This window comes from Ktedonobacter sp. SOSP1-52 (genome assembly GCF_016587395.1).
In genome coordinates this window covers 1,194,272-1,215,886 of record NZ_BNJH01000003.1, presented here as the reverse complement: position 1 = coordinate 1,215,886, position 21,615 = coordinate 1,194,272, and the positions used below count along the sequence as shown (strand labels likewise).

Below are 21,615 nucleotides of genomic sequence, written 5' to 3'. Positions count from 1 at the left end.
AGCACGCTGCCCAGGAGCGTAGGCGCATACGTCAGTAGCACACTTCATTGTATAATGGAAAAAATCATTTCAAACGGAAAGAAGAGTAACATCCTTATGCGCGATATTCGCATTGAACGCTGGGCCAAAACCCTGGTTCAGTACTCCCTCTATATCAAACCCGGCGACGTGGTCGCTATTCAATCGACGCCCCTGGCTGCCCCTCTTATTTCAGCAGTCTATGAAGAGATTCTACGCGCAGGAGCCTACCCCGTTCCGCTGATCCAGCTTGAAGAACTGGACGAGATCCACCTACGCGAGGCCAACGATGAGCAACTCTCCTGGCTCTCGCCTGTCATGCCCGCCCTGGCCGATAAAATCACTGCCCGCCTGAGTATTATGGCCAGTGGCAATACCAAGGCCATGAGCAATATCGATCCCGCGCGCCTCTCCAAACGCCACCAGGTTGGTCGTCAACTTATGAGCACCTACCGCCAACGCGAGCAGGAGGGGAGCTTCCGCTGGAGCCTGACCCTTTACCCAACCACGGCCTACGCTCAGGATACCAATATGTCCCTGCGCGAGTTTGAGGAGTTTGTCTTCGACGTATGCTTCCTCAATGATGAAGATCCAGCCGCACGCTGGAAAGAACTTTCTAAGCAGCAGCAAAGCCAGGTTGATTGGCTGAAGGGGCATAAGAAGGTGCATGTCGTAGGTGAGGGGACAGATCTAACGCTCTCCATTGAAGACCGCATCTTTATCAATAGCGATGGCAAACGCAATTTCCCCAGCGGCGAGTTCTTCACTAGTCCGGTTGAGAACAGCGCCAACGGCGTTATTCAGTACGACATCCCCTCTACATATGCTGGTCGCCCCGTCAATGGTATTCGCCTCGTATTCAAGGATGGCAAGGTCGTCGAGGCCACGGCGCGCGAAGGGCAGGATATCCTGGAGAACATGCTGAATATGGACGAGGGCGCGCGCTACCTGGGCGAGTTTGCCTTTGGCAATAATCCTCGCGTCACCCGCGGCACGCGCAACATCCTCTTCGATGAGAAGATGGGCGGCACCGTCCATCTGGCCCTGGGTGCGTGCTATCCCGAGACTGGTGGCCTCAACAAGTCGGCACTGCACTGGGATATGATCTGCGATCTGCGCCAGCAAGGCGAGGTCTGGGTCGATGATACCCTCTTCCTCAAAGATGGCAAGTTGCTCATCAGCTAAATTTATTAGTAAGAGGAGTGAGACGCCCTGGCAGCCTGCGGCTGCCAGGGCGTCTCACTCCTCTTACTAACTGCATGCTCTGCTCCCTCTTGCTGTCTATATTTCTGCTACAATATTGTACATAACAACATTTTTTGCCAGTTACGGCATATATAGCAAGAATAATAACCTGGAAGTACTTCGTCTTAGCAGCCAAGGGAGGATTGCAGATATATGCGGGACATCTTATTTGGTCACCCGGCCGGGCTCCTGGGGCGCCTGGGTGGAAGGATCATGGCACGCCAGAACCAGCCCCTCTACGCCTGGACACTCTCGCTTCTCCCCATTCAGGCAGGCGATCATGTGCTGGAGGTAGGTTTTGGCACGGGGGAGGCCATCCACTTGCTAACCAAGCAGACGCAGGCCGCTCTCATTGCGGGCGTCGATGCCTCCCCAGCCATGCTCAGTATGGCGAAAAAGCGCAATGCCGCCCTTCTCTCCGGGCGCGTGCAATTGGAGCAGGGAAGCGCCGAGCAACTCCCTTTCGCGGACGATACCTTCCACAAGGCCTTTGCCATTAACTCCGTTCAGCTCTGGAGCGACCGCAAGGCCGCTATTCGCGAGTTATACCGCGTACTACGCCCCGATGGAATGCTTGCGCTCACCCTCCAGCCACACAACGCTAAAACAGATCAGGACTTCAAGGCCATTGGCGAACAACTCCTCTTCGACCTGACTCAAATTGGCTTCTTCAATACCGAACTCCAGATCAAGGAGCATACACCCACCAACATTCTCTGCGCTCTAGGGCGCAAGTGAGAGTTCGCTTCCCTTGCAGACAGGCGTTCGCATAGCTTAGAATACAACTATCACCTCGAACACATATGTGCTTCGCTGTAGTTTCCCTAGGAACTTACGCGGAAACCAACGTCACTCTCGTGACTAGCGCTTCCCCCATTCGAGGACAAGCGCGCTCAGGTTTCCGCAAGGTAGTAGCTGGAGGCCTTTCTTGGAGCAGGAACATCTTATCGAGACCACTCAGAACACCACGGCAAACGCCTCGTCGCTTGCCTCAATTGAAGACGTCCAACGGGCCATGTTTGCCCAGAACTATATAGCCGACCGTAGCCTCGCCACGACCGTCTTCCTCGCGCTCAAGCGTCGCAAGCCGCTTCTGCTGGAAGGCGAACCCGGCGTGGGCAAAACCGAGATAGCGAAGGTCCTGGCCTCCCTTCTCGATACCCACTTGATTCGCCTGCAATGCTATGAAGGCATCGATGTCAGTACCGCCGTCTATGAGTGGAACTACACGCGCCAGATGCTGCATATTCGCCTGATGGAGGGCGGCGCACAGGGTCGCCAGGATGAACTCAAAGAGATCTTTGGACCAGACTTCCTTCTTCAGCGCCCGCTGCTCCAGGCTATCAGCCCTACCAATGCCAAACCGCCAGTGCTCTTGATCGACGAACTGGACCGCAGCGATGAAGAGTTTGAGGCCTACTTGCTTGAGTTGCTCTCCGATTTCCAGATTACGATTCCAGAGATCGGCACCATTCGCGCCCAGGAGCCACCCTTCGTCATCATTACTTCCAACCGCACACGCGAGATCCATGACGCGCTCCGCCGCCGCTGTCTCTACTACTGGATCGATTACCCCACACTGGAGAAAGAGTACTCCATCGTGCGGGCGCGCATGCCCGAGGCCCCTGAGCAACTGGCTCGCCAGGTCTGCGCCTTCGTGGGTGAGATTCGTAGCATGGACCTGTATAAAGCTCCCGGCATCGCCGAGACCCTTGATTGGTTAAGCTCACTCCTCGCACTACATCAGCTCGAACTCGTTGAAGGTACGGTACGTGATACGCTGGGCGCGCTTCTCAAGTATCAGGACGATGTGCTCAAAGTCGGGGGCGGCGGCGAGCTCAGCAAGGTCATTCGCAAAATTGTAGGAGTGTAGAGGCATGCAGATCGAACCCCAGAACAATGGTACTCAGCAGGCAGCCATCGCCGCGCCTCTGCGCCCGATTGATCTTGAGCGCGGCGAGAAACTACTATATCGCCTGACCGAGTTTGGCCGCTTGCTCTGGGAAGTGGGTATCCAGGTCGGGCCACGCCAGATGATTGATCTGGCCGAGACTCTGAATCTGGTGGATATTACCCGCCCGGATGACTTCTACAACACGCTTAAGTGTAGCCTGCTCACGCGCCACGAGCAGGAGCCACTCTTCGAGCAGATGTATCAATACTTCTGGTTTGTGCGCGACAATCCCAATCAGAAAAAATCTGACAAGGGCCAGCAGGTCAAGCGCGAACAGCGCCAGTTGCGCCTACCGCCTTCTGAGCGCAAGCGCCTGGCTGAGCACATGAATGCCAAAGAGCAACACAAGGATATGACGCGCGATCCGCGTCAATCTGAGCGTAAGCCTTCTACAAGCGTGCGCGACCGCAACAAGGACGACAACGACCTGGGAGATCCTGAGAGCGGGGCCTATAGTGCCATTGAACGCCTGCGCCAGAAAGACTTCGAGAACTACTCCTGGGAAGAGGTGCAGGAAGCCAAACGCTTGATGGCCGAGATGCGCTGGAATCTGGGCATGCGTCCAACACGCCGCAAGGCCCCCCGGCGCCGCGGCTCCTATCCCGATATGCGCCGTATCGTGCGCCGCAACCTGAAATATGGCGCGGAGCTAATCGAACTGACCTGGCGCGAGACGAAGCGCAAGCCTCGTCCCCTGGTGATCATCTGTGATATTAGCGGCTCCATGAGCCTCTATTCACGCCTCCTGCTACACTTTATCCATACGATCTCCAATGGACTGCAGAATGTAGAGGCCTTTGTCTTTGGCACACGCTTGACGCGGGTCACACGCCAGCTCAAGCGCCGCGATGTCGATGAGGCGGTACACGATGTCTCCAAGCAGGTGCAGGACTGGTCGGGTGGCACGCGCATTGGCGACGCTTTGCACTACTTCAATCATCACTGGTCCAGGCGCGTGCTGGGACGAGGCGCGGTCGTGCTCGTTATCAGCGATGGCTGGGACCGTGGCGAGGCCGATACCCTGCGTGCGGAGATGGATCGCTTACAACATAGTTGCCACCGCCTGATCTGGCTCAATCCCCTGCTGGGCTCACCCGATTATCGCCCTCTTACCATCGGCATGAAGACCGCCTTGCCCTATATCGATAACTTCCTGCCCTCGCATAACCTGGACAGCCTGATCTCGCTGGGTAATACGCTCTCCAGCATTGATGATAGCCGTCCACTCCGCGACGCCTACAGCAGACGTAAGGCCGTGGAAGCCTGGACCAGGCGTAAGATCTAACAGTAACATAATCACGCCACCCTCTTTGAAAGGAGCACACACTATGCGCGACGTCTTACTGGATATTGAAAAATGGCGCGCTCAAGGCGAACAGGTCGCCATCGCGACCGTCATCAGTATGATCGGCTCCGCCCCACGTCTGCCAGGCGCCAAGCTTGCTGTCAGTGAGAAAGGCGAGATCGCAGGCTCCGTCAGTGGTGGTTGCGTCGAGCCCGCCGTCATTCACGCCGCCCACCAGGTCATCAAAAGTGGGCAGCCACAATTGCTTGAGTTTGGCATCAGTGAAGCCGATAATCTAGAAAAGATAGGCCTCTCTTGTGGAGGCACGATTCGCGTCTTCGTCGAACGCCTCGACTGGTAAGACCACATCGTTATTACGTCAGGACTTGAGGGATACAAGCACCATGAGTGAGATCTATACCACATTAAAGAGTGCGCTTGACAATCAGAGAGGGGCGGCCCTGTCCACGCTCATTCAGGGTCCTGAGCATATCGGCGCCAAGCTCTTATTCCTTCCCGGTCAGGCCCCCCAGGGCACGCTTGGTTCCGTGGAGCTTGATCAACAGGTTCTCCCCATTGCGGAGCGCGCCACCTGGTCTGGAACGGGCGCGAGTCATACTATCGCACTGCCCACAGGAACCTATGAGGTCTTTGTTGAAGGCTTCGCACCCCCGCCAACCCTCATCATTGTTGGGGCCGGTCATATCGCCATTCCCCTCACCACCTTCGCTAAAACACTCAACTACCGTGTTATCATTGTGGATGCACGCGCGGCCTTCGCTACGTCAGAGCGCTTCCCCCACGCCGACGAGATCATTGTAGAATGGCCAGATGAGGCGCTACAGAAACTCGATCTCAATCCCTCAACCACCGTCGCCGTCCTGACCCACGATCCCAAATTCGATGAGCCAACATTGAAGGTCCTGCTCGCCCACGAAGTCGGCTACATTGGCGCGATAGGCAGCCGCAAAACAGGCGAGGAACGCGCTGAACGCCTCAAGAATGAAGGCACTACCGAGGAGCAGTTACAACGCATCCATGGCCCTATTGGCCTGAATATTGGAGCTAAAACACCTGAAGAGATCGCCCTGGCCATCATGGCGGAAATCGTCGCGACACGCAACGGGAAGGACAGCAAAAGCATCCTTAATTGGCAACAAAAATAGTAGTGGTTTGCAACTTCTTACGCGCCAATGCGTTTATCTTTGTAGAGGATGTTCTTTCTTTACAAAAATCTAGCTACTTCTGATCCGAAAACCCTGAGCGCGCTTGTCCCCGAATGGGGGAAGCGCTAGTCACGCAAGTGACGTTGGGTTTCGGAATAAGGATCTTATTACCTCGAAGATAGAGTCATTAAATTTTGGTATAACTTACTTTCAAAGCGCTTTTATCCTTCTCATTCATTTTGATCAGAAAAGAGTTGCTCATATATGTCAGATAACAACTACTACGACGATCATACAATGCCCGCACGCCCCTATCCACCTGGAGGATCTCAGAATCGACCACAGCCTGAGAACCCCCAGGGGAAGCTTGTGCTAGGCAATTTCAATAACGCTAATGTGCCCCCCGCCAACAGCCCAACCAACCGCCACAGGGGCGACCATATACCCCCTCACACAATGCGGGGCCACGCTACCCTCAACAGGGCGGACCAGTTCCCCCAACCTATACTCCTGGCCCGGGAACCTATCCTCCTGGCGCGCCTCCCTATTCGCAGGCGCAAAACGGAGAAAAACTGCCCGGTTCCGCGCGCCGGCCAGCGAGGCGCAGACGCTCTGGTTGTGCGCCTGGCTGCCTGATAGTGGGATTGCTCCTCGTTATCCTGCTCTGCACTGGGGCCTACACAGGTCAACGTGTCCTGGCCTTTGGCTCGGCCATTTCGACGGACAAGAATGCACTCTCCACCCAGACAGGCTATATGAATACCAGCGACCGCGTCAACCTGCTCATTATGGGCTATGGTGGTGGCGCTCACGATGGGACAAACCTGACCGACTCCATGGTGGTCATTAGCATGACCCCCAGCAATCAGCATACCTCGCTGGTCTCGGTGCCACGCGACCTCTGGGTGCAGGTTCCCTCCAATTCCGGCAACTATGCCAAACTCAACACTGTCTATCAGGTAGGCTCCAACAATGGCGCCGATCGCGGAGCAGGAGGAGACGCGGCTGCAACCAAGCTCTCCTCCATTACTGGTCTCGATGTTAAAAATTGGATGCTGATCGACTTCAATGGCTTTCGCGAACTGATCAACGCTCTTGGCGGCATTGATGTATATGTGCCTGACGCGTTTACCGCGAACTATCCCAAAAACGATGATGCCAACGTCGATGCCAGCTGGATTACCGTCCATTTCAATAAAGGCATGCAACACATGGATGGGGAGACCGCGATCCGCTACGCCCGCGCCCGCTATGTGACCGATAATCCCGCCGAGGGCACCGACTTCGCTCGCTCCATCCGCCAGCAGCTTATCATCAAGACGGCCCTGTCAAAGATGAAGCAGCTCTCTAGCTGGCCCAGCCTCTTCAACGCGATGGATGCCCTGCAAAAGGCCATCTATACCAACATGTCGCTCGCCGACCTGGGCCTCTTTACCATGAAGATGGATCTCAACAGCCCGCAGACCGCGCGTATCGGTCTCAGCTTCGATAACGTTCTGACCTCCAGCACCTCGAACGATGGACAAAGTATCCTGATCCCCAAGGATAACAACTGGGATCTCATCAAACAATACGTCGACTCCAAGCTCTATAAATAAGCAGCCAACCAGGAGCAGCCCTGGCGCATTGGTATGCGCCAGGGCTGCTCCTGCGTTTTGGCCGTCACAACGCCTTGACCAACGGATACCTCAGGCAAGCTCGTAGGTGGTCAGCTCGACTCTATGACCATCAGGATCAGAGAGATAAATCGAGCGCGCAATCGTGTGATCCGCAAAGCGAAAGGGGATATTCCGCTCGCGAAGCTCGACCTGCGCCCGCTCAAAGTTGAGCATGCGGTCTTCCAACCTTACAGGCACAGCTCACCCTTGCGCTGTTTGAGCTGTGCAATGATGATGGCTGGATCAAGGCGATGAATAAAGTTTGGATCGACGAAAGCCAGGCTTACCGTTCCCGATTGATCAATCAGGAAGGTTCCTGGTATCGGCAGTTCCCACGATGCGTCGCCGTTGTAGGCGGGCAGATCGGCACCAATCTGCTGATATGCCGCGTGCACAGCCTCATCAATACGAAAAACGAGGCCATACTCTCGCGCAACCTGGTTGCCAACATCGCTTAAAACCTCAAAGGTCAGAGCGTTCTTCTCCGCCAGCGAAAGGCTCTGATCTGGCGTCTGTGGAGAAATCGCGACCAGAGAAGCACCCAGCGCCTGCAACTGCGGTAAAGCCTGCTGATAAGCACGCAATTCCAGATTGCAGTATGGACACCAGGCGCCTCGATAGAAGGTCACAACAACTGGCCCTTGCTTAAGCAGGTCTGAGAGTGACACGGGACGATCAAGAGCATCGGGCAGCGTAAAATCCGGTGCCAGTTCACCCTCTTTGAGAGCCTTCTCAGCCCCACTAGATGCGATAATTTGTTGGATAGGGCATAGTAATTGGTCACGCATGGATGCGGATATCTGGTCCCGCGTCTGAGCTATAAACGCATCGATCTGTTGCTGTAGCGGAGTATTCATTGGGTCATATGTTGCCATTATTATCTCTCTTTCTTTATATCTAGTTTGGTGCAGGCTGAGCAGTGATGAATCATCGCTCGGCTGCCCTGATCATGGTAAAATCACATAACCTGCAACACAGGTGCCTCTGAGTTCTGGCGCCCTGACCCTGACTGCGTGAGGCGACGATAGCGCTGCTCTACTCCTCGTGCCAGGTACATCGCGCCGATGCCAATCAGCAGGTGAGCAACCTGGATCAACCAGTGTAGATTGCCCACGAGAATCCGTGACTGCGTCACTCCAAAGGCCGCGACTAGGATCGCATAGACCATGCTAAATATACCCAGCAGCCGAAGTTCGCGCTTCCGGACAGCCACAAACGCAAGGATGATAAAGGCCAGAGCGCCTGTAATGCCGAGTGTCTCGTGAATGTAAGTCATACCTATCTGTAGCAGTACCTTCAGAAGCATATAAAGATCTAATATCTGAGCGATCCAGAGTAAAAGTCCCAGCAGCATAGCAAGCATGAAGGCGCTTCGTGCAATCAATGAGACGATGCGTACCGTTTTCATAAAGATCTCCTTTTCAACTCTTGTCAAACGAGAAGCATTCTAGTCATAACTTCGCTACTACCTCTTCCCAGGTCCATCCAGGCAATAGTGAGTAACCGAAAATAGCCAGGTGAAATGTAGAAGACGCTTGTCATCTATCACTCTTCTTGATAGAATTAAAATAGATGATAAACGTGAAAGAAACAAGTACGCAATTTTATCTGACGTAGTATGCAAAACCATACTATTGGGAGGGATAAGCAATGAAGCAGATGCAGAAAGCAACAGCGTGCCCGGTCGAAGTGACGCTCTCAATCGTCGGTGGAAAATGGAAGCCGATGATTGTCTGGCATTTGCTTAGCGGAACCAGGCGCTTTGGCGAATTACGGCGGCTCATTCCTGGAGCTACTCAGCAAATGCTCACGATGCAATTACGAGAGCTAGAGCAGGCAAGAGTGCTCCACCGAGAGGTCTATGCCCAGGTACCTCCCAAGGTCGAATATTCACTAACAGAACTTGGGCGGAGCTTAGAGTCAATCCTGCTCCAGATGGCGGAATGGGGCGAATGGTACTGCGATCAAAATGGGCAGGAACATTGGCATATGCATAATGAAATAGAAGAGCTCGCTCCTGCTAAAAAATAGCGATTAACCCACTCTTAAAGCGTTATGCAGGAAAGTTAGTTCTTGGCGCTTAACCCACGCTGCAAAATACCCTGTGTCCTTCAGGGTATTTTGCAGCATCGAGATGCACACCACTCTAGTTATTATTCACCGAGAGATGTTGCACCTGCTGTATCATCGCAAGGCGCTGCTCAGCCAGGCTAGTGGCTGCCTGGTGTGTTGGGATCTGTTGCTCTTGGGCATAGGAGAGAACGTTCCGCATGGTCTGATAGATGCGTTCCACCTGCTTCAACGCTCGTTGCGGATGAAAACCACTACGGGAGAGGCTTTCTGCTCCTACTATAATCCCGCCCGCGTTCACAATAAAATCCGGCGCATATACAATACCCCGCTCGGCTAACATCTCTCCATGATATTCCTCCGCAAGTTGATTGTTAGCTCCCCCACAGATGATCTTGCAGCGCAACGCAGGAAGCGTCTGATCATTGAGTCCCGCACCTAATGCACAGGGGCTATAGACATCAACAGCAAGCCGATGGATATCTTCCGGTGACACAACCTGTACCTGCGGATAAAGCGTTGTCACAGCCTCAACATGTTGCTGATTGACATCCGCCACCGTGACGTTAGCTCCTGCTTCCACTAAGGCATGCACCAACGCGCTTCCAACGCCCCCTACACCCTGCACAGCAATCGTACGTCCTTCAGGCTGGGGGTTACCATACACCTCTTCTAGACAAGCACGTATTCCCTGGAACACTCCATGGGCGGTAACAGAGGATGTATCACCTGGACCGCCCCATGCCTCCGAAACCGTCACAACATGCCGCGTCTCTGCACGGATGATATCCATATCTTCAACAGTCGTTCCAACGTCCACGCCTGTCAAGTACAATCCACCTAGCCGCTCGATAAAACGGCCCAGAACGCGGAACATGCCTTCATTTTTTCCCCGTTTGGGATCACTAATAATCACCCCTTTCCCACCACCATACGGTATCCCTGCCGCAGCATTCTTATAGGTCATCCCCCGCGCCAGACGCAGAGCATCGGTGAGCGCCTCTTCTTCAGTTTCATAAGGCCACAAGCGTATACCTCCCATCGCAGGGCCCAGCGTCGTATCGTGAATCACAATAATCGCTTTTAAGCCAAATGTCCGATCCTGGCAAAAGTAAATTTGTTCATAATCGTGTGCTTCCATGCGCTCGAAAATGGATGATTTCATCTCGCTTCCTTTCTCTACAATTCGCCTCATCTCTGCTTATCCTTGCCGGAACATGTTCTTAAGTATGCTCGTGACTCCTCCAACTCGTCAACGCGAGCGTCCGGTCATACCGGACATTGCTCTTGTCCCAGGTGTACTCAAACATCTATACTAAATGCAAGCCAGACAGAGAAAACAGACCTGTGCAGCCCAGGCAGGCCACAGGCCAGGTGGATTGTGGACACGAAAGGAGTCGCTATGAAACCACATCTGATGGAGAAAGTTGGCAGCCTCCTCAATCTCTTTTCCTTCGCGCAACCTGAGTGGGGGTGCGTGAAGCTGCCGAGGCATTACAGTTGCCCAAGTCCACTATGGGTGACCTTCTACTCAGCCTCACAGAACAAGGGATTCTCAATCGCACACCAACCGGGCGCTATCAACTTGGCTGGCGGCTGTTTGAGCTAAGTCAGGTGCTTGTCGAGCATACGGCTTTCTGCATTGAAGCCAGGCGTGCCACGCGCGAACTCGTTGAACGTTGGGGGGAGACTACACATCTAGCAGTCCTCGATGGGACCCAGGTTCTCTTTGTCGAAAAGTTGCAGGCCACACCAGCCGTTGAAATCCTCCTCTCGCGCGTTGGCGCGCGTCTCTCGGCCCACGAGGTAGGGGTAGGTAAAGTCTTGCTGGCTTTTCAAGCACCCTATCGCCTTCCTGCTTTATTGGATACATTGCCGCTGACTGCTCGTACGGCTCAGACCATCACCTCTCGTGAGCAGCTACTTCACGAGCTAGATCAGGTGCGCACGCAGGGCTATGCCTATGATCATGAAGAAACCGCGCCAGGACTATGTTGCGTGGCAGCCCCGATTCATGACCTGGATGGTCGCGTTCCTGCCGCTATTAGTTTCTGTATTCCAGCCTATCGCTTTTATCCGCAACAAGATCACTACACAAAAATCATTGTCCAGGCAGCGCAAAACATTTCTGCGCACCTTGGCTACCTGGACAACCAGGCCAGTGAAGAAACCAGGCATTAATTACTGGTGAGTATACACAAAGAAAGAGAGTTAAGATGACGGACGTCGCCCACCATTACGATCAATTACTCGCTGAACACTATACCTGGATGTTTGGCCCCTTTGAAGAGAAGGTCTCTGAACAACAGGAGCTTTTCAAGCGTTGGGATATTCTTGGAGATGGTACAAAGACCGCGCTCGACCTGGGGTGTGGATCTGGTTTCCAATCTATCGCCCTGGCCAACCTTGGCTTTCATGTGACGGCTATCGATCTGAGCCAGCGCCTCCTGGCAGAGCTGGCCGAACGCAAAGAGAAGCATGCAATTGTCGCTCTGCAAGGAGATATCCGTAACGTTTTGCAGTTGGTTGAAGCTCCATATGATGTCGTTGTGTGCATGGGAGATACGCTTCCACATTTAGAGAGCAAAGATGATGTCATTCACTTGCTTCAAGCTATCCATCAACTGCTCGTACCAGGCGGCAAATGTATTCTCAGTTTTCGAGACCTTTCAGTTGAGCAACACGCACTAGATCGCTTTATCCCGGTTCGCAGCGATGCCAACACCATTTTGACCTGTTTCCTTGAATATGAACCCGAGAGTGTGGTAGTACACGATCTGATCTACACACGCCAGGGTGAACAGTGGGCGCGCCAGAAGAGCAGTTATCGCAAGCTTCGCTTAGCACTTTCCTGGCTTATAAGCCAACTCCAGCTTACAGGCTTTACAATCGATGCTCAGGAGTCACATCGCGGCATGTGGTTTCTGGCTGTTAGCAAATAAGAAAGATAAAGGATAGTATGTTAGATTATCTACGCTTTATATCAAATCCGTTTAAGTAGTGCATAAAGAAGGCCACCAGTGAAAGGAGGTACGCCCACGGATCATTTCAGGATGAGCTTGGAGCCAGCGGCAACGGGCAACTTGAACGTCTTCCAGTTCGTCAAGCGAGCTGAAGACCCGGTTGGCCAGCGGCTCATTGGAGAGAGGCCACAAGCGTTCAGCGGGCTGCAACTCGGGCGAATGGGAGGGCAAAAAGAGCAGATGAAGCCCCTCGGGGATCACGAGATCGCCACTCTTGTGCCAGCCCGCTTGATCGAGAACCAGGAGAATCCGCTTGTCTGGCCCGGCACCTTGTTCCTGAGCGAAGGCTGCCAGAGCGAGAGAAAAGGCCGCCGTATTAACCGTCGGCATGAGTAACCAGCTCGTCTTGCCGCTCTGTGGCTCAACAAAGCCGTACAGGTGCATCCATTGATAGCGATGGCGGACCACCGCCCGAACACGACTCCCTTTGCGCGCCCAAACCCGACGCAGAACGGGTTTGAGACCGATGCGATGCTCGTCCTGGCTCCAGAGTTCCACTTTGGCTTCGGGATACGCCTGTTGCAGCTTTTCAACCTCCTCCGGGAGTTTTTTTCTAGGATCGTAAATTGAGCTTGGAGGAAGGAGTAAACTAGAGAGAAAGAGGTGAATGAGGAGAAAGCGCAGATGAGAGGAAGAAGAGTGCCTCGTCCCCAAGCAGAGCAGCACATTCGTTTGGAGCCACAGGAGCAGCACTGTCGCTCATGCGGCCACTGGATGCCGGTCGCCTATCATGGAACACGCAAGGTGCTCACGATGCAGGGGTTCGTTCAGCTACGCATCGTCGTTCGCCGCTGCCCCAATGCAACCTGTCAGGCGTACAAACAGCCGTATCGAGCCGAAGAAGAAGGTCGGTGGGCACTTCCTCATGGGGAATGCGGTCTGGATCTGATTGCGTATGTGGGGCATCTGCGCTACCGCGATCATCGTTCAGCTCCCCATATCCAACGCCTGTTGCAGGAGCAAGGAGTGCCAGTCTGTGAGCGGACCGTCGAGCATCTGATGCACCGGTATGAGGAATTGGTGAGCCTGCATCTCTCTAGCCGACACCGGCTGCAAGCCCGCTTCGCTTCCCAAGGACGTGTGATTCTCGCCATCGATGGGTTACAGCCGGATGTGGGTCATGAGGTGCTCTGGGTCATCCGCGAGGTCCTCTCCGGAGAGATCGTGCTGGCCCGAGCGCTTCTCAGCTCAAGTCAAGAGGATCTGGCGGGTTTGCTCACCGAGGTCAAAGACCTGCTGGCTGTTCCTCTCCTGGCTGTGGTTTCTGATGGGCAGCTTTCCATTCGTCGTGCCGTCGCTTCGGCCTTTCCCGAGATACCTCATCAACTCTGCCATTTTCACTATCTGCGTGAAGCCGCCAAGCCCATTTACGAGGCAGATCGCCATGCCAAGAAGGAGCTAAAAAAGCAGGTTCGTGGGGTGCGGCCCATCGAGCGAGCCGTCGAGGGGAGAACCGATGAGGAGGCTCAGGTGATTCATGATTACTGCCTGGGGGTTCGTGCCAGCCTGACTGATGATGGAATGCCTCCGCTCTCGGCATCGGGCTTGCGTTTGCAGCAACGATTGCAAGCCATCAGCGAGTCGTTGGATCGCGTGGCTCAAAAAGGGGGCTTCCACGAGAGCTTGGACGATTGAAGCACCTGCTCGACAAGGGATTACAGGCCACGGAGGCGCTGTTTGCCGTTGTTCATCCGCTCTTTGCCCATGTCTGGGCCGTGGCCCAGGTGCTCAGCAATCACGAGCAGCAAGCAGCACAAGAGGTCCAAGAGCGCTTTGAGAGGGAACTGATGCGCATGCGAGAGGACGCGGAGCAGCATCAGGCAAGTCGAGAGGCCCTCTCGCACTTCTTGAAGGTCACTCAGAGCTATGGGCCTCATCTCTTTTGCTGCTACCAGGTGGCCGATGTTCCCAAAACCAACAATGACCTGGAACAAGCCTTTGGGGCCGTTCGTCGAGGGGAGCGCCGAGCGACTGGACGCAAAGGAGCCATTCCGGCTCTGGTAGTGCGGGGAGCCGTTCGCTTGACAGCAGCACTTGCCACCCGCTTGCATCTTTTCAGCGAGGAGGAGCTTGTTCCCTCTGATCTGGCCCGCTGGCGACAACTGCGCTCCGAAGTTTCCTCTCGTCAAGAAGCTCGCTGCAAACAGCTTCGCTTTCGCAAAGATCCTCTCGCCTACTTGGCTGCTCTGGAAAAACAACTTTCTAAGGCAAGTTTACGATCCTAGTTTTTTTAAAAGCCTGTTGCGTGGCTTCGTCGCTCTGCTCATGCTGCGGGCGAGGCACGCGCGTGCTCCTGCCAAGCCGCCGCAAGTAATCCCAGCCACGACGCGGATCCACATCGCGCCCCAGGCATTGCGCCATCCAGGCCGCGACTTTGGGACCGTTCCACAGCCCTCCGTCAGCAGGAGGCTGATCGAGAGCCTGGTCGAGTTCCTTCTGCTGCTCCAGGCTGAGCAGCGTGGGCGCTCCTTTCAAGCTTTGACGCTGGTCACGGATCGCTTGCTCGCCAGCTTGATTCCAACGGTGGACAATGGTCCGAATCCATCTGGCGGTATAGCCAAGCATGAGCGCCACCTGATCTGGCGTGTGGCCCTCCTTCATCAGCCACAGGATGTGCCAATGCGTTCGCTCAGTTGGGTTGGTTGCGCTTCGGTATCGCTCATGAAGCTCTTCGGTTGTCAATTCGGTGGTCACGGTGACTCTTTTTGCCATGCTCACATTCTACACTCTTTAAACGGTTTTGATATTATTTATGATCCCAACGAGCCAGGTACGACCTCAGTATTTGATGAGTGCTCGCTATGGGCGGCTCGCTTCGGTTTAATGCTCCTGAATAATCTGGAGCTGCATCCCAACTTGAACGTCCTGGATCTGGCATGTGGAACAGGCTTCCCACTTTTTGAACTGGCCCACATGTATGGCGCCTCCTGTCAGGTAACGGGAGTTGATAGCTGGAAAGGGGCCGTAGAGCGAGCCAGATTAAAGTTAAAGGTTTATCAATTACCCAATGTTCAGATTCTGGAGGCCGATGCCGAACATCTTCCGTTTCGGGCTGAATCCTTTGATATGATTGTTTCAAATCTCGGGATCAACAATTTTAGTGATCCGAACGCGGTTTTAGCCGAATGCTTCCGTATCACCAAACCCGAAGGGCATCTTGTTCTTACAACCAATCTCGCCGGGCATATGCACGAATTTTATGAAGTGTTTCGCGCCACATTAAAAGAGCTAAACAAGCCTGCCTACCTGGAGAGCTTAGAAAGAAATGAAGCCCCTAGAGGAACAAAAGAAGCCCTGCTTGATCTCTTACAAAGAAATGGATTTCGTCCTCTTACCTTCAAAGAAGATCAATTCCAGCTCCGGTATCAGAATGGGAGCGCACTCTTCAATCATCCACTTACAAAATTTGGGTTCTTAGATGGCTGGAGACGGGTTGTCGATCCAGAGGATGAAGAGCAGATTTTTGCCATACTAGAACACAAACTAAACCAGGTGGCGAGTGCATCTGGGGGGTTAAGCATGACTGTTCCTATGCTCTATCTCGAAAGCGAGAAACTCGCTTGAGGAGGGTCCATTTCTGCTTGTAGCTGTACAAGACGCACCCATCGGTATATACTGTGCTAGCAGAAAAACTTCTTTTCCATGGGAGGGACTGGCATGTCTCAGCGTGATACGCGTCTTATTGGCGGCATCTATCGGACAGGGCAAATTCTCAGTAGCGATGGCCTACTGACAACCTACACGGCCTATAATCGCAATACAAATGATGTTGTTGGCCTCTATGTGCTGCATTGTCCGCCAAACGTCCCTCCACATGTGATCCAACAGGTGCTCCAGCCCCTGGCACAACGCCGGGCGCACGCCTCACCGCATCTACTTCATGTCTCCGATTGGGGCGTCGATAATAATCGCATCTTTATCGCTACCGATCCACCACGTGGCGTGACCCTGCGGCACGCTATGGACAATGAGAACATCGATCTTCCGCGCTCGCTTGATCTTATTCGCCAGCTTGCGCTGGGTGTCAAGGTCCTGCACGAGGCACATATCGCGGCCCTGGATCTACGCCCCCAGTTTGTTACTGTCGAGACCTTCATGGACAACAACAGTCTCACAGATCGTGTTCGCCTCGATGACATTGGTCTGCGTGAACTCCTCAGAGCGCTGGGAGCCTCCAATAGCACAGCCAGCGATAGCCTTGCCGCAATCGATCCACGCTATGCCTCTCCTGAGCACCTCAGTAGCCAGCCCATTGGCCCCTGGAGCGATATCTATCTATTAGGCATTCTGCTCTTTGAACTGGTCACAGGGCGTGCCCCCTTCGTAGGCCATACACCTGCCGAGACAGGTGTCATGCAGGGTGCGACCGCGGTACCACGCATGAAACAGTATATGTATAATGTGCCAGATGAATTGCAGGCCGTCGTCGACTGCGCCCTGTCCAAGGAACCTGGTCGCCGCTTCACCAATGTCAATGCCTTCCTCAAGGCGCTGCAAAGCGTTGCCCTCCCGCCAGCCACCAGGCCCATTGAATTCGAGGAGACACTACGCGATGCCAACCAGGGCCGTCCCAGCAGCTCTCTCACCAGCGAAATGGCGCTCTCTACACCACACACACCTCAGCAGACTCAGCGCCAAAGCTCCGACCTCGCGCAGTCGTTGCCGCTACCTGCCATCCGCGCCCTGGCCGAGGAACAAAGCATCTATGCCTACCTGCGCTACGAGAAGGCTGGCAAGTTGCAAGAACGCCTCCCCATTACTGGAAAAAATGTCATTATTGGACGTGTTGATCCTAAACGGGGCTATACTCCGGATATCGATCTCAGTTCTCTTGATCCCACCAAGACCGTCTCGCGCCAGCACGCGCGCATTCGCTTCGAGGAGACCTTCTTCTATATCGAGGATATTAAGAGCCATAATAAGACACGCCTGGGCGAACTTGTGCTCACTCCGCTCAAGGCAGAACTCCTGCAACATGGCGACTGGATCGCCTTCGGGAGCGTGCGCCTTCGCTTCGAAATTCCTGGTATGCGCGCGCTTACCCCCTCAAAAGAGCCAAAATAAACTTGAGCTTAAGCAGTCCGAAGAAGATATAATGAGACAGAGCACTATCTTCTGACTGGAAAGGACTGATTTCATGGGCTTTGAGCAGTATCACGAGCCAGCACAAGAACTCTCCGCGGAAACACGTACCTTTGCGCGCCTCATTGCCTCCCTTCAGGAAGAATGTGAGGCCATCAACTGGTATCAACAGCGCATCTCTGTCGAGCAAGACCCCGAGGCACGCAAGATCATGCAACACGCCCAGGAAGAGGAATTCTTGCACTTCAGCATGGATCTGGAGTTTCTCCTCCGCCGCACCCCCAAATGGCGCGTCGCTGCCCAACGCATCCTCTTTAAGGAAGGTGACATCATCGAGAACGCGGAAAAGGGCGAGAATGCGGTTGAAGAACTAGACAAAGAAGAAAAGTAAAAAGAACTGAGCTGGCATGTTGCCAGCTCAGTTCTTTTTAACACAACTCTACCAGATCTAGACACCTGCGATAGCAAGAATATCTGCGAGCAATCCCTGGCCCGTCTCAATACTTCCCGCGCCGGGACCAATCACCGTCACGGAAGAGAGCGTCTCCGACTCCAGGGTAAGGGCATTCATCGCGCCCGCAACGTGTGCCAGGGGGTCACTGAGAGGCAATGCAACCGGTTCCACGCGCGCCTCGACCTCGCCACCGCTCATACGCCGCACAGAGGCGATTAGCTTAATACGCTTCCCCGCCTCACTCGCATGCTGGACCTGCTCGCGGGTGACTCCTGTAATCCCCGTTTGCGCCACCTGCTCGGCTCCTAAAGGCTGCTGGAAGAGCAGTGTGGAGAGAATCATAGCCTTGGCAACGGCATCATAGCCCTCGACATCGGCGGTGGGATCGGCCTCAGCATAGCCGCGTGCCTGGGCATCCGCCAGCACCTCGGTATAGTCACGCCCCTCGGCCATCGCGCTCAAAATATAATTGGTCGTACCATTGACGATGCCACGCGCCGCGCTGATCTGTGCGCCCGCCATCCCCTCCAGGGCCGTGCTCAAGACTGGAGTACCTGCCATAACTGTTGATTCCATACGCAGCTGGACTCCATTCTGGCGCGCCAGTTGCAGTAGCTCAAGTCCGGCCAGCGCAACTGGCCCCTTATTGGCCGTCACCACATGCTGTCCACGCGAGAGAGCCGCGCGAATATGGCTCAGCCCTGGCTCGCCGTCTCGCAAATTCGTGCCCGTTGCCTCTACCAGGATATCGCTCTTCAACGCCTCGATTCCCGCCAGGGTACTGGAAAAATATCGAGTATGGGCAAGCTCGGTCAGTGGACACCGCTGCTCCGCCAATGCCAGCAAGCCAGCGATATCCAGGCCATCTTCAGCATAGATACAACCAGAACGCGCACTGGCGACACTCACCAGGCGCATATCGAGTCCCCGTTGTTCCTGGAGCCACTCACGCCTCGTCAACAGTAACCGGGCCAATCCCTTCCCCACCACGCCAAAGCCCACTAGAGATACATCCACTCTTCTCATAGCTAATTCCTTCACATAATTTATTTCTGGGTAATAGTAAGATACAGTAGCCCGCTATTTGCGTACGCGGCTACTGTATCTTACTATTACCCTGGCAGGCGCCAGACTAGATCCAGGAAAGCTTCAAGCGATCAAGCACACGCCGCACTGGGCCAAGCTCTTCAATACCTATCCTGCGTCCCACACGCACGTAGACAAAGAGCGCCACGAAGCCAAACACGGCCAGTTTCACTAGCGCGACAATTGTTCCCAGGAGGCCTAACGAGGGCGTCGCTGTCGTATCCAGCCAGCTCAAGAAATGGATATGACCCATCGCGCCTAGCAGGAAACCCAACACAAAATTGACGATGAGCAGGGCAGCTCCCATGACGACTGAAGCCCCCAACACCTTGCCTACAAAGAGACCAAAGTCACGCAGGTTAAAGCCACCAAGACGCTGATGCAACAGCCAGAACAGGATAATAGCCTCAAGCAAGCCTGCGAACGACGTCGAGAAGGCCAGCACACCCAATCCCCAGGCAGTGGCACCGGATGACCCACCATTCGCGGCTACCGCGATGTTGATGAGCAACAGCGCCAGGGCGATCTTGAAGATAAACTGGCCAATACTCACAATGACTGGCGTCTTACTGTCACGTAAGGCGTAGAACGAGCGCGTCAGGATCTCTACAGCCGCCAGGCCTGCCAGGCCAAAGGCAAAGAAGGCCAGCGGGATTGTCATGGTCTGTGCCGCTTGCAGGTCGAAGCGTCCATGCTGCAAGAGCACCTGGATGATGGGAAAACCAATCACGATCAGGCCCACGCTCGAGGGAATCGACATATAGAGAATGCCTCGTAGCGTCTCCATAATCGTGTTACGCACACGGTCCAGACGACCCTTTACGAAGTTCTCAGCCAGCGTCGGAAAAGCCGCGGTCGCCACCGACATACCAAAGACACCCAATGGCAACAGCATCAACTGCATCGATTGATAGTATAGCGAGATCAGGCCATCCGTGCCACCCCTGGCATTGGCCGCGACAATACCTACCGCGAGCAGACCAATCAAGCTACGGTCTACAAAGGTGGTAAAGCTCAACATCGAGGCGTTGACGATACGTGGCACCATCTGGCGCGCGATCTGAATAATGCTCGGATTTCGCCAGTCCAGCGCTTTAGGAGAGTACTGCATACCCACCTTAAAGATGGCTGGCACCTGAATACCTACCTGCAAGACCGCACCAATGACAACGCCCCAGGTCGCACAATAAATGGCGAAGGTATCATTGCGCTTCCCCAGGAAGGCCAGGAGTAAACCAGGCAGCAGACCGGCGATCAGTCCCACGTTATACAATACTGTACCAATCGCGGGGATACGGAAGTTCTGGCGTGCATTCAAGACCGAGGTCGTAATCACACCCGCCCCAAGCGCAATCGATTGCAGGAGCATGATGCGCGTCAACGAGGTAATCAGGGCGAGATGCGCGGCATCCCCCTGGTTGTACAGTGGCACCAGGCCCGGAGCAAAAAGGATAGCGAGACCAGCCAGAATCACCATGCCCAGAATGGCCAGATTCAGAGCCGAGCTAGCAATATGCCATGCCGTCTTCTCATCATTCTCCGCGACCATATGCTTGGTAAACACGGGGATAAAGGCCGAGCTCAGAGCGCCACCCGCGACAACATTAAAGATTAAGTCCGGGATAAGAAAGGCCTGTAGGTAAGCGTCTGAGACGTTGCTCGCACCAAACACAAACGCGAACATAGAAGTACGCAGGAGACCCAGTACACGACTGCCCACAAAAGCGACGGTCAGGATCATCGTCGCACGCCCAATGGCCGCCTTCTGGATCATTCCCGTATCTTGTGCCGAAGTGCCCGCTGTCTTCAGCTTCTGTGAAATTCCCAATAGCCCACTCTTCCGCCCGGTCTCCTCACGTCCAGGAAGCGAGAGCGGGGAATGGGGAGGCGCGATAGGTCCAGCCTGAACGGACGAATAGTTATTCCCCGAAGGAAGCGGCGCATCAGGGAACGAGGCCTACTGCCCGGTATCGGTGGAGGTGTAGGCCTGGGTGGGTTTCTACGCCAGGGAATAATGGTTGTGACATCAGCCTTCATACGCCTCTGCTGACGCCGCATGCGCTCTTCACGCAACTGCTGCAAACGCTCCTGGCGCAACTGAGCAATAGGCTGCGAGGGCTGTGGGGCATCAAAATACTGATACTCCATACCCTGACCATAGCTCAAAGTGGAGCCCATATCCGCGTACGGCTCCTGGTATGGCCCGGGAGGTGGATAGGCACCTGGTGGCTGCTGTAAGCTATGCGGGATATATGCCTGTGGCGACGGTTGGGGCTCGGGATAAGCTGGTATCCCTCCCTGGGACGGTGGCAGACCACCCTGCGATGGCGGGGTGAACTGGCGCGGAGGCAAGGGTGCCGCCGGTGGCCTGGGTCCCGCAATCTCAGTGTTGTCCTGGTCGTACTGCCACCCATAAAACCCATTCCCCTGCTGCCCAGACGATCCCTGCACTGGTTGTGATGGTTGCTGTCCTTGATTTTCCACAGTCATTAAACTCTACAATTATTAATGGCTCTATCTCCGAGCTTGGCACTGTATCTCTACAGAGTCTCTACTATGTATTATTGTACAGTA

24 protein-coding genes are annotated in these 21,615 nt (G+C 54.5%); 15 read left to right on the top strand and 9 right to left on the bottom strand.

The genetic code is table 11. The annotated features are described in order from the left end of the window. Window positions 1-96 precede the first annotated feature (96 nt). The 8 genes from JMJ16_RS30665 to JMJ16_RS30630 all read left to right on the top strand — a co-directional run bounded on the left by JMJ16_RS30665 (window position 97) and on the right by JMJ16_RS30630 (window position 7,266). The gene (locus tag JMJ16_RS30665; protein ID WP_201387778.1) at window positions 97-1,203 is read left to right on the top strand and encodes an aminopeptidase; all 1,107 of its coding nucleotides are present in this window, start codon (window positions 97-99) and stop codon (window positions 1,201-1,203) included. 213 nt (window positions 1,204-1,416) lie between these two features. Continuing rightward, window positions 1,417-2,001: a class I SAM-dependent methyltransferase gene (locus tag JMJ16_RS30660; RefSeq protein ID WP_201387776.1), complete on the top strand. Its 585-nt coding sequence runs from the start codon at window positions 1,417-1,419 to the stop codon at window positions 1,999-2,001. Between the two features lie 277 nt (window positions 2,002-2,278). Beyond that, entirely contained in the window at window positions 2,279-3,136 is an 858-nt protein-coding gene (locus JMJ16_RS30655; RefSeq protein ID WP_374226798.1) for an AAA family ATPase, read from the top strand. A gap of 4 nt (window positions 3,137-3,140) precedes the next feature. Then, entirely contained in the window at window positions 3,141-4,502 is a 1,362-nt protein-coding gene (locus JMJ16_RS30650; RefSeq protein ID WP_201387773.1) for a VWA domain-containing protein, read from the top strand. A gap of 43 nt (window positions 4,503-4,545) precedes the next feature. After that, window positions 4,546-4,863, top strand: coding sequence for an XdhC family protein (locus tag JMJ16_RS30645; protein ID WP_201387771.1), 318 nt, complete (start codon window positions 4,546-4,548; stop codon window positions 4,861-4,863). Window positions 4,864-4,906: 43 nt separating this feature from the next. Continuing rightward, window positions 4,907-5,668: an XdhC family protein gene (locus JMJ16_RS30640; protein WP_201387769.1), complete on the top strand. Its 762-nt coding sequence runs from the start codon at window positions 4,907-4,909 to the stop codon at window positions 5,666-5,668. A 264-nt stretch (window positions 5,669-5,932) separates the two neighbouring features. Further along, the gene (locus JMJ16_RS30635) at window positions 5,933-6,304 is read left to right on the top strand and encodes a hypothetical protein (RefSeq protein WP_201387767.1); all 372 of its coding nucleotides are present in this window, start codon (window positions 5,933-5,935) and stop codon (window positions 6,302-6,304) included. A gap of 2 nt (window positions 6,305-6,306) precedes the next feature. Further along, entirely contained in the window at window positions 6,307-7,266 is a 960-nt protein-coding gene (locus tag JMJ16_RS30630) for an LCP family protein (RefSeq protein WP_201387765.1), read from the top strand. 90 nt (window positions 7,267-7,356) lie between these two features. Here the strand turns inward: JMJ16_RS30630 and JMJ16_RS30625 are convergent, their stop codons facing one another. From JMJ16_RS30625 to JMJ16_RS30615, 3 genes are all read right to left on the bottom strand, one after another. Further along, entirely contained in the window at window positions 7,357-7,500 is a 144-nt protein-coding gene (locus JMJ16_RS30625; RefSeq protein WP_201387763.1) for a hypothetical protein, read from the bottom strand. Between the two features lie 14 nt (window positions 7,501-7,514). Then, on the bottom strand, window positions 7,515-8,201 hold the full coding sequence (locus JMJ16_RS30620; RefSeq protein WP_201387761.1) for a peroxiredoxin-like family protein: 687 nt from the start codon (window positions 8,199-8,201) through the stop codon (window positions 7,515-7,517). Window positions 8,202-8,284: 83 nt separating this feature from the next. Continuing rightward, window positions 8,285-8,734 (bottom strand): hypothetical protein, encoded by a 450-nt coding sequence (locus tag JMJ16_RS30615; RefSeq protein WP_201387759.1) that lies wholly within the window; start codon window positions 8,732-8,734, stop codon window positions 8,285-8,287. A 242-nt stretch (window positions 8,735-8,976) separates the two neighbouring features. On the opposite strand from JMJ16_RS30615, the gene JMJ16_RS30610 reads away from it, so the two are divergent. Further along, window positions 8,977-9,357, top strand: a complete 381-nt coding sequence (locus tag JMJ16_RS30610; protein WP_201387757.1) for a helix-turn-helix domain-containing protein — start codon at window positions 8,977-8,979, stop codon at window positions 9,355-9,357. Window positions 9,358-9,472: 115 nt separating this feature from the next. Here the strand turns inward: JMJ16_RS30610 and JMJ16_RS30605 are convergent, their stop codons facing one another. Continuing rightward, window positions 9,473-10,561, bottom strand: coding sequence for a Glu/Leu/Phe/Val dehydrogenase (locus JMJ16_RS30605; RefSeq protein ID WP_201387756.1), 1,089 nt, complete (start codon window positions 10,559-10,561; stop codon window positions 9,473-9,475). Between the two features lie 335 nt (window positions 10,562-10,896). On the opposite strand from JMJ16_RS30605, the gene JMJ16_RS30600 reads away from it, so the two are divergent. Further along, window positions 10,897-11,577 carry an IclR family transcriptional regulator gene (locus JMJ16_RS30600; RefSeq protein WP_201387755.1) on the top strand — a complete coding sequence of 227 codons (681 nt, stop codon included), beginning with the start codon at window positions 10,897-10,899 and terminating at the stop codon, window positions 11,575-11,577. Between the two features lie 35 nt (window positions 11,578-11,612). Next, window positions 11,613-12,338 (top strand): bifunctional 2-polyprenyl-6-hydroxyphenol methylase/3-demethylubiquinol 3-O-methyltransferase UbiG, encoded by a 726-nt coding sequence (locus tag JMJ16_RS30595; RefSeq protein WP_201387754.1) that lies wholly within the window; start codon window positions 11,613-11,615, stop codon window positions 12,336-12,338. 51 nt (window positions 12,339-12,389) lie between these two features. Here JMJ16_RS30595 and JMJ16_RS30590 read toward each other — a convergent pair whose 3' ends face one another. Continuing rightward, on the bottom strand, window positions 12,390-13,073 hold the full coding sequence (locus tag JMJ16_RS30590) for an IS630 family transposase (RefSeq protein ID WP_201387753.1): 684 nt from the start codon (window positions 13,071-13,073) through the stop codon (window positions 12,390-12,392). Between the two features lie 60 nt (window positions 13,074-13,133). Here JMJ16_RS30590 and JMJ16_RS30585 point away from each other — a divergent pair. After that, a protein-coding gene (locus tag JMJ16_RS30585) for an ISNCY family transposase (protein WP_201386145.1) occupies window positions 13,134-14,644 on the top strand; the annotation gives its coding sequence in 2 pieces (ribosomal slippage) (window positions 13,134-14,034 and window positions 14,034-14,644; 1,512 coding nt in all). Here the strand turns inward: JMJ16_RS30585 and JMJ16_RS30580 are convergent. Then, window positions 14,622-15,131 (bottom strand): winged helix-turn-helix domain-containing protein, encoded by a 510-nt coding sequence (locus JMJ16_RS30580; RefSeq protein WP_201387752.1) that lies wholly within the window; start codon window positions 15,129-15,131, stop codon window positions 14,622-14,624. The two genes, JMJ16_RS30585 and JMJ16_RS30580, sit on opposite strands and share 23 nt — an antisense overlap. Between JMJ16_RS30580 and JMJ16_RS30575 the strand changes: the two genes are divergently transcribed. The 3 genes from JMJ16_RS30575 (at window position 15,039) to JMJ16_RS30565 (ending at window position 17,892) form a co-directional block, all read left to right on the top strand. Beyond that, the gene (locus tag JMJ16_RS30575) at window positions 15,039-15,983 is read left to right on the top strand and encodes a class I SAM-dependent methyltransferase (protein ID WP_307813239.1); all 945 of its coding nucleotides are present in this window, start codon (window positions 15,039-15,041) and stop codon (window positions 15,981-15,983) included. The genes JMJ16_RS30580 and JMJ16_RS30575 overlap by 93 nt on opposite strands. A gap of 93 nt (window positions 15,984-16,076) precedes the next feature. Next, the gene (locus JMJ16_RS30570; RefSeq protein ID WP_201387750.1) at window positions 16,077-17,483 is read left to right on the top strand and encodes a protein kinase; all 1,407 of its coding nucleotides are present in this window, start codon (window positions 16,077-16,079) and stop codon (window positions 17,481-17,483) included. Between the two features lie 73 nt (window positions 17,484-17,556). Then, window positions 17,557-17,892 carry a hypothetical protein gene (locus JMJ16_RS30565; RefSeq protein ID WP_201371796.1) on the top strand — a complete coding sequence of 112 codons (336 nt, stop codon included), beginning with the start codon at window positions 17,557-17,559 and terminating at the stop codon, window positions 17,890-17,892. Window positions 17,893-17,949: 57 nt separating this feature from the next. On the opposite strand, the gene JMJ16_RS30560 is transcribed toward JMJ16_RS30565, so the two are convergent. The 3 genes from JMJ16_RS30560 to JMJ16_RS30550 all read right to left on the bottom strand — a co-directional run bounded on the left by JMJ16_RS30560 (window position 17,950) and on the right by JMJ16_RS30550 (window position 21,525). After that, complete coding sequence (locus JMJ16_RS30560) at window positions 17,950-18,981, bottom strand: homoserine dehydrogenase (RefSeq protein WP_201387748.1); 1,032 nt, start codon at window positions 18,979-18,981, stop codon at window positions 17,950-17,952. A 106-nt stretch (window positions 18,982-19,087) separates the two neighbouring features. Next, entirely contained in the window at window positions 19,088-20,869 is a 1,782-nt protein-coding gene (murJ, locus tag JMJ16_RS30555) for a murein biosynthesis integral membrane protein MurJ (protein ID WP_201387746.1), read from the bottom strand. After that, window positions 20,848-21,525: a hypothetical protein gene (locus JMJ16_RS30550; RefSeq protein ID WP_201387744.1), complete on the bottom strand. Its 678-nt coding sequence runs from the start codon at window positions 21,523-21,525 to the stop codon at window positions 20,848-20,850. Before JMJ16_RS30550 ends, murJ begins: the two co-directional genes overlap by 22 nt. Window positions 21,526-21,615 lie beyond the last annotated feature (90 nt).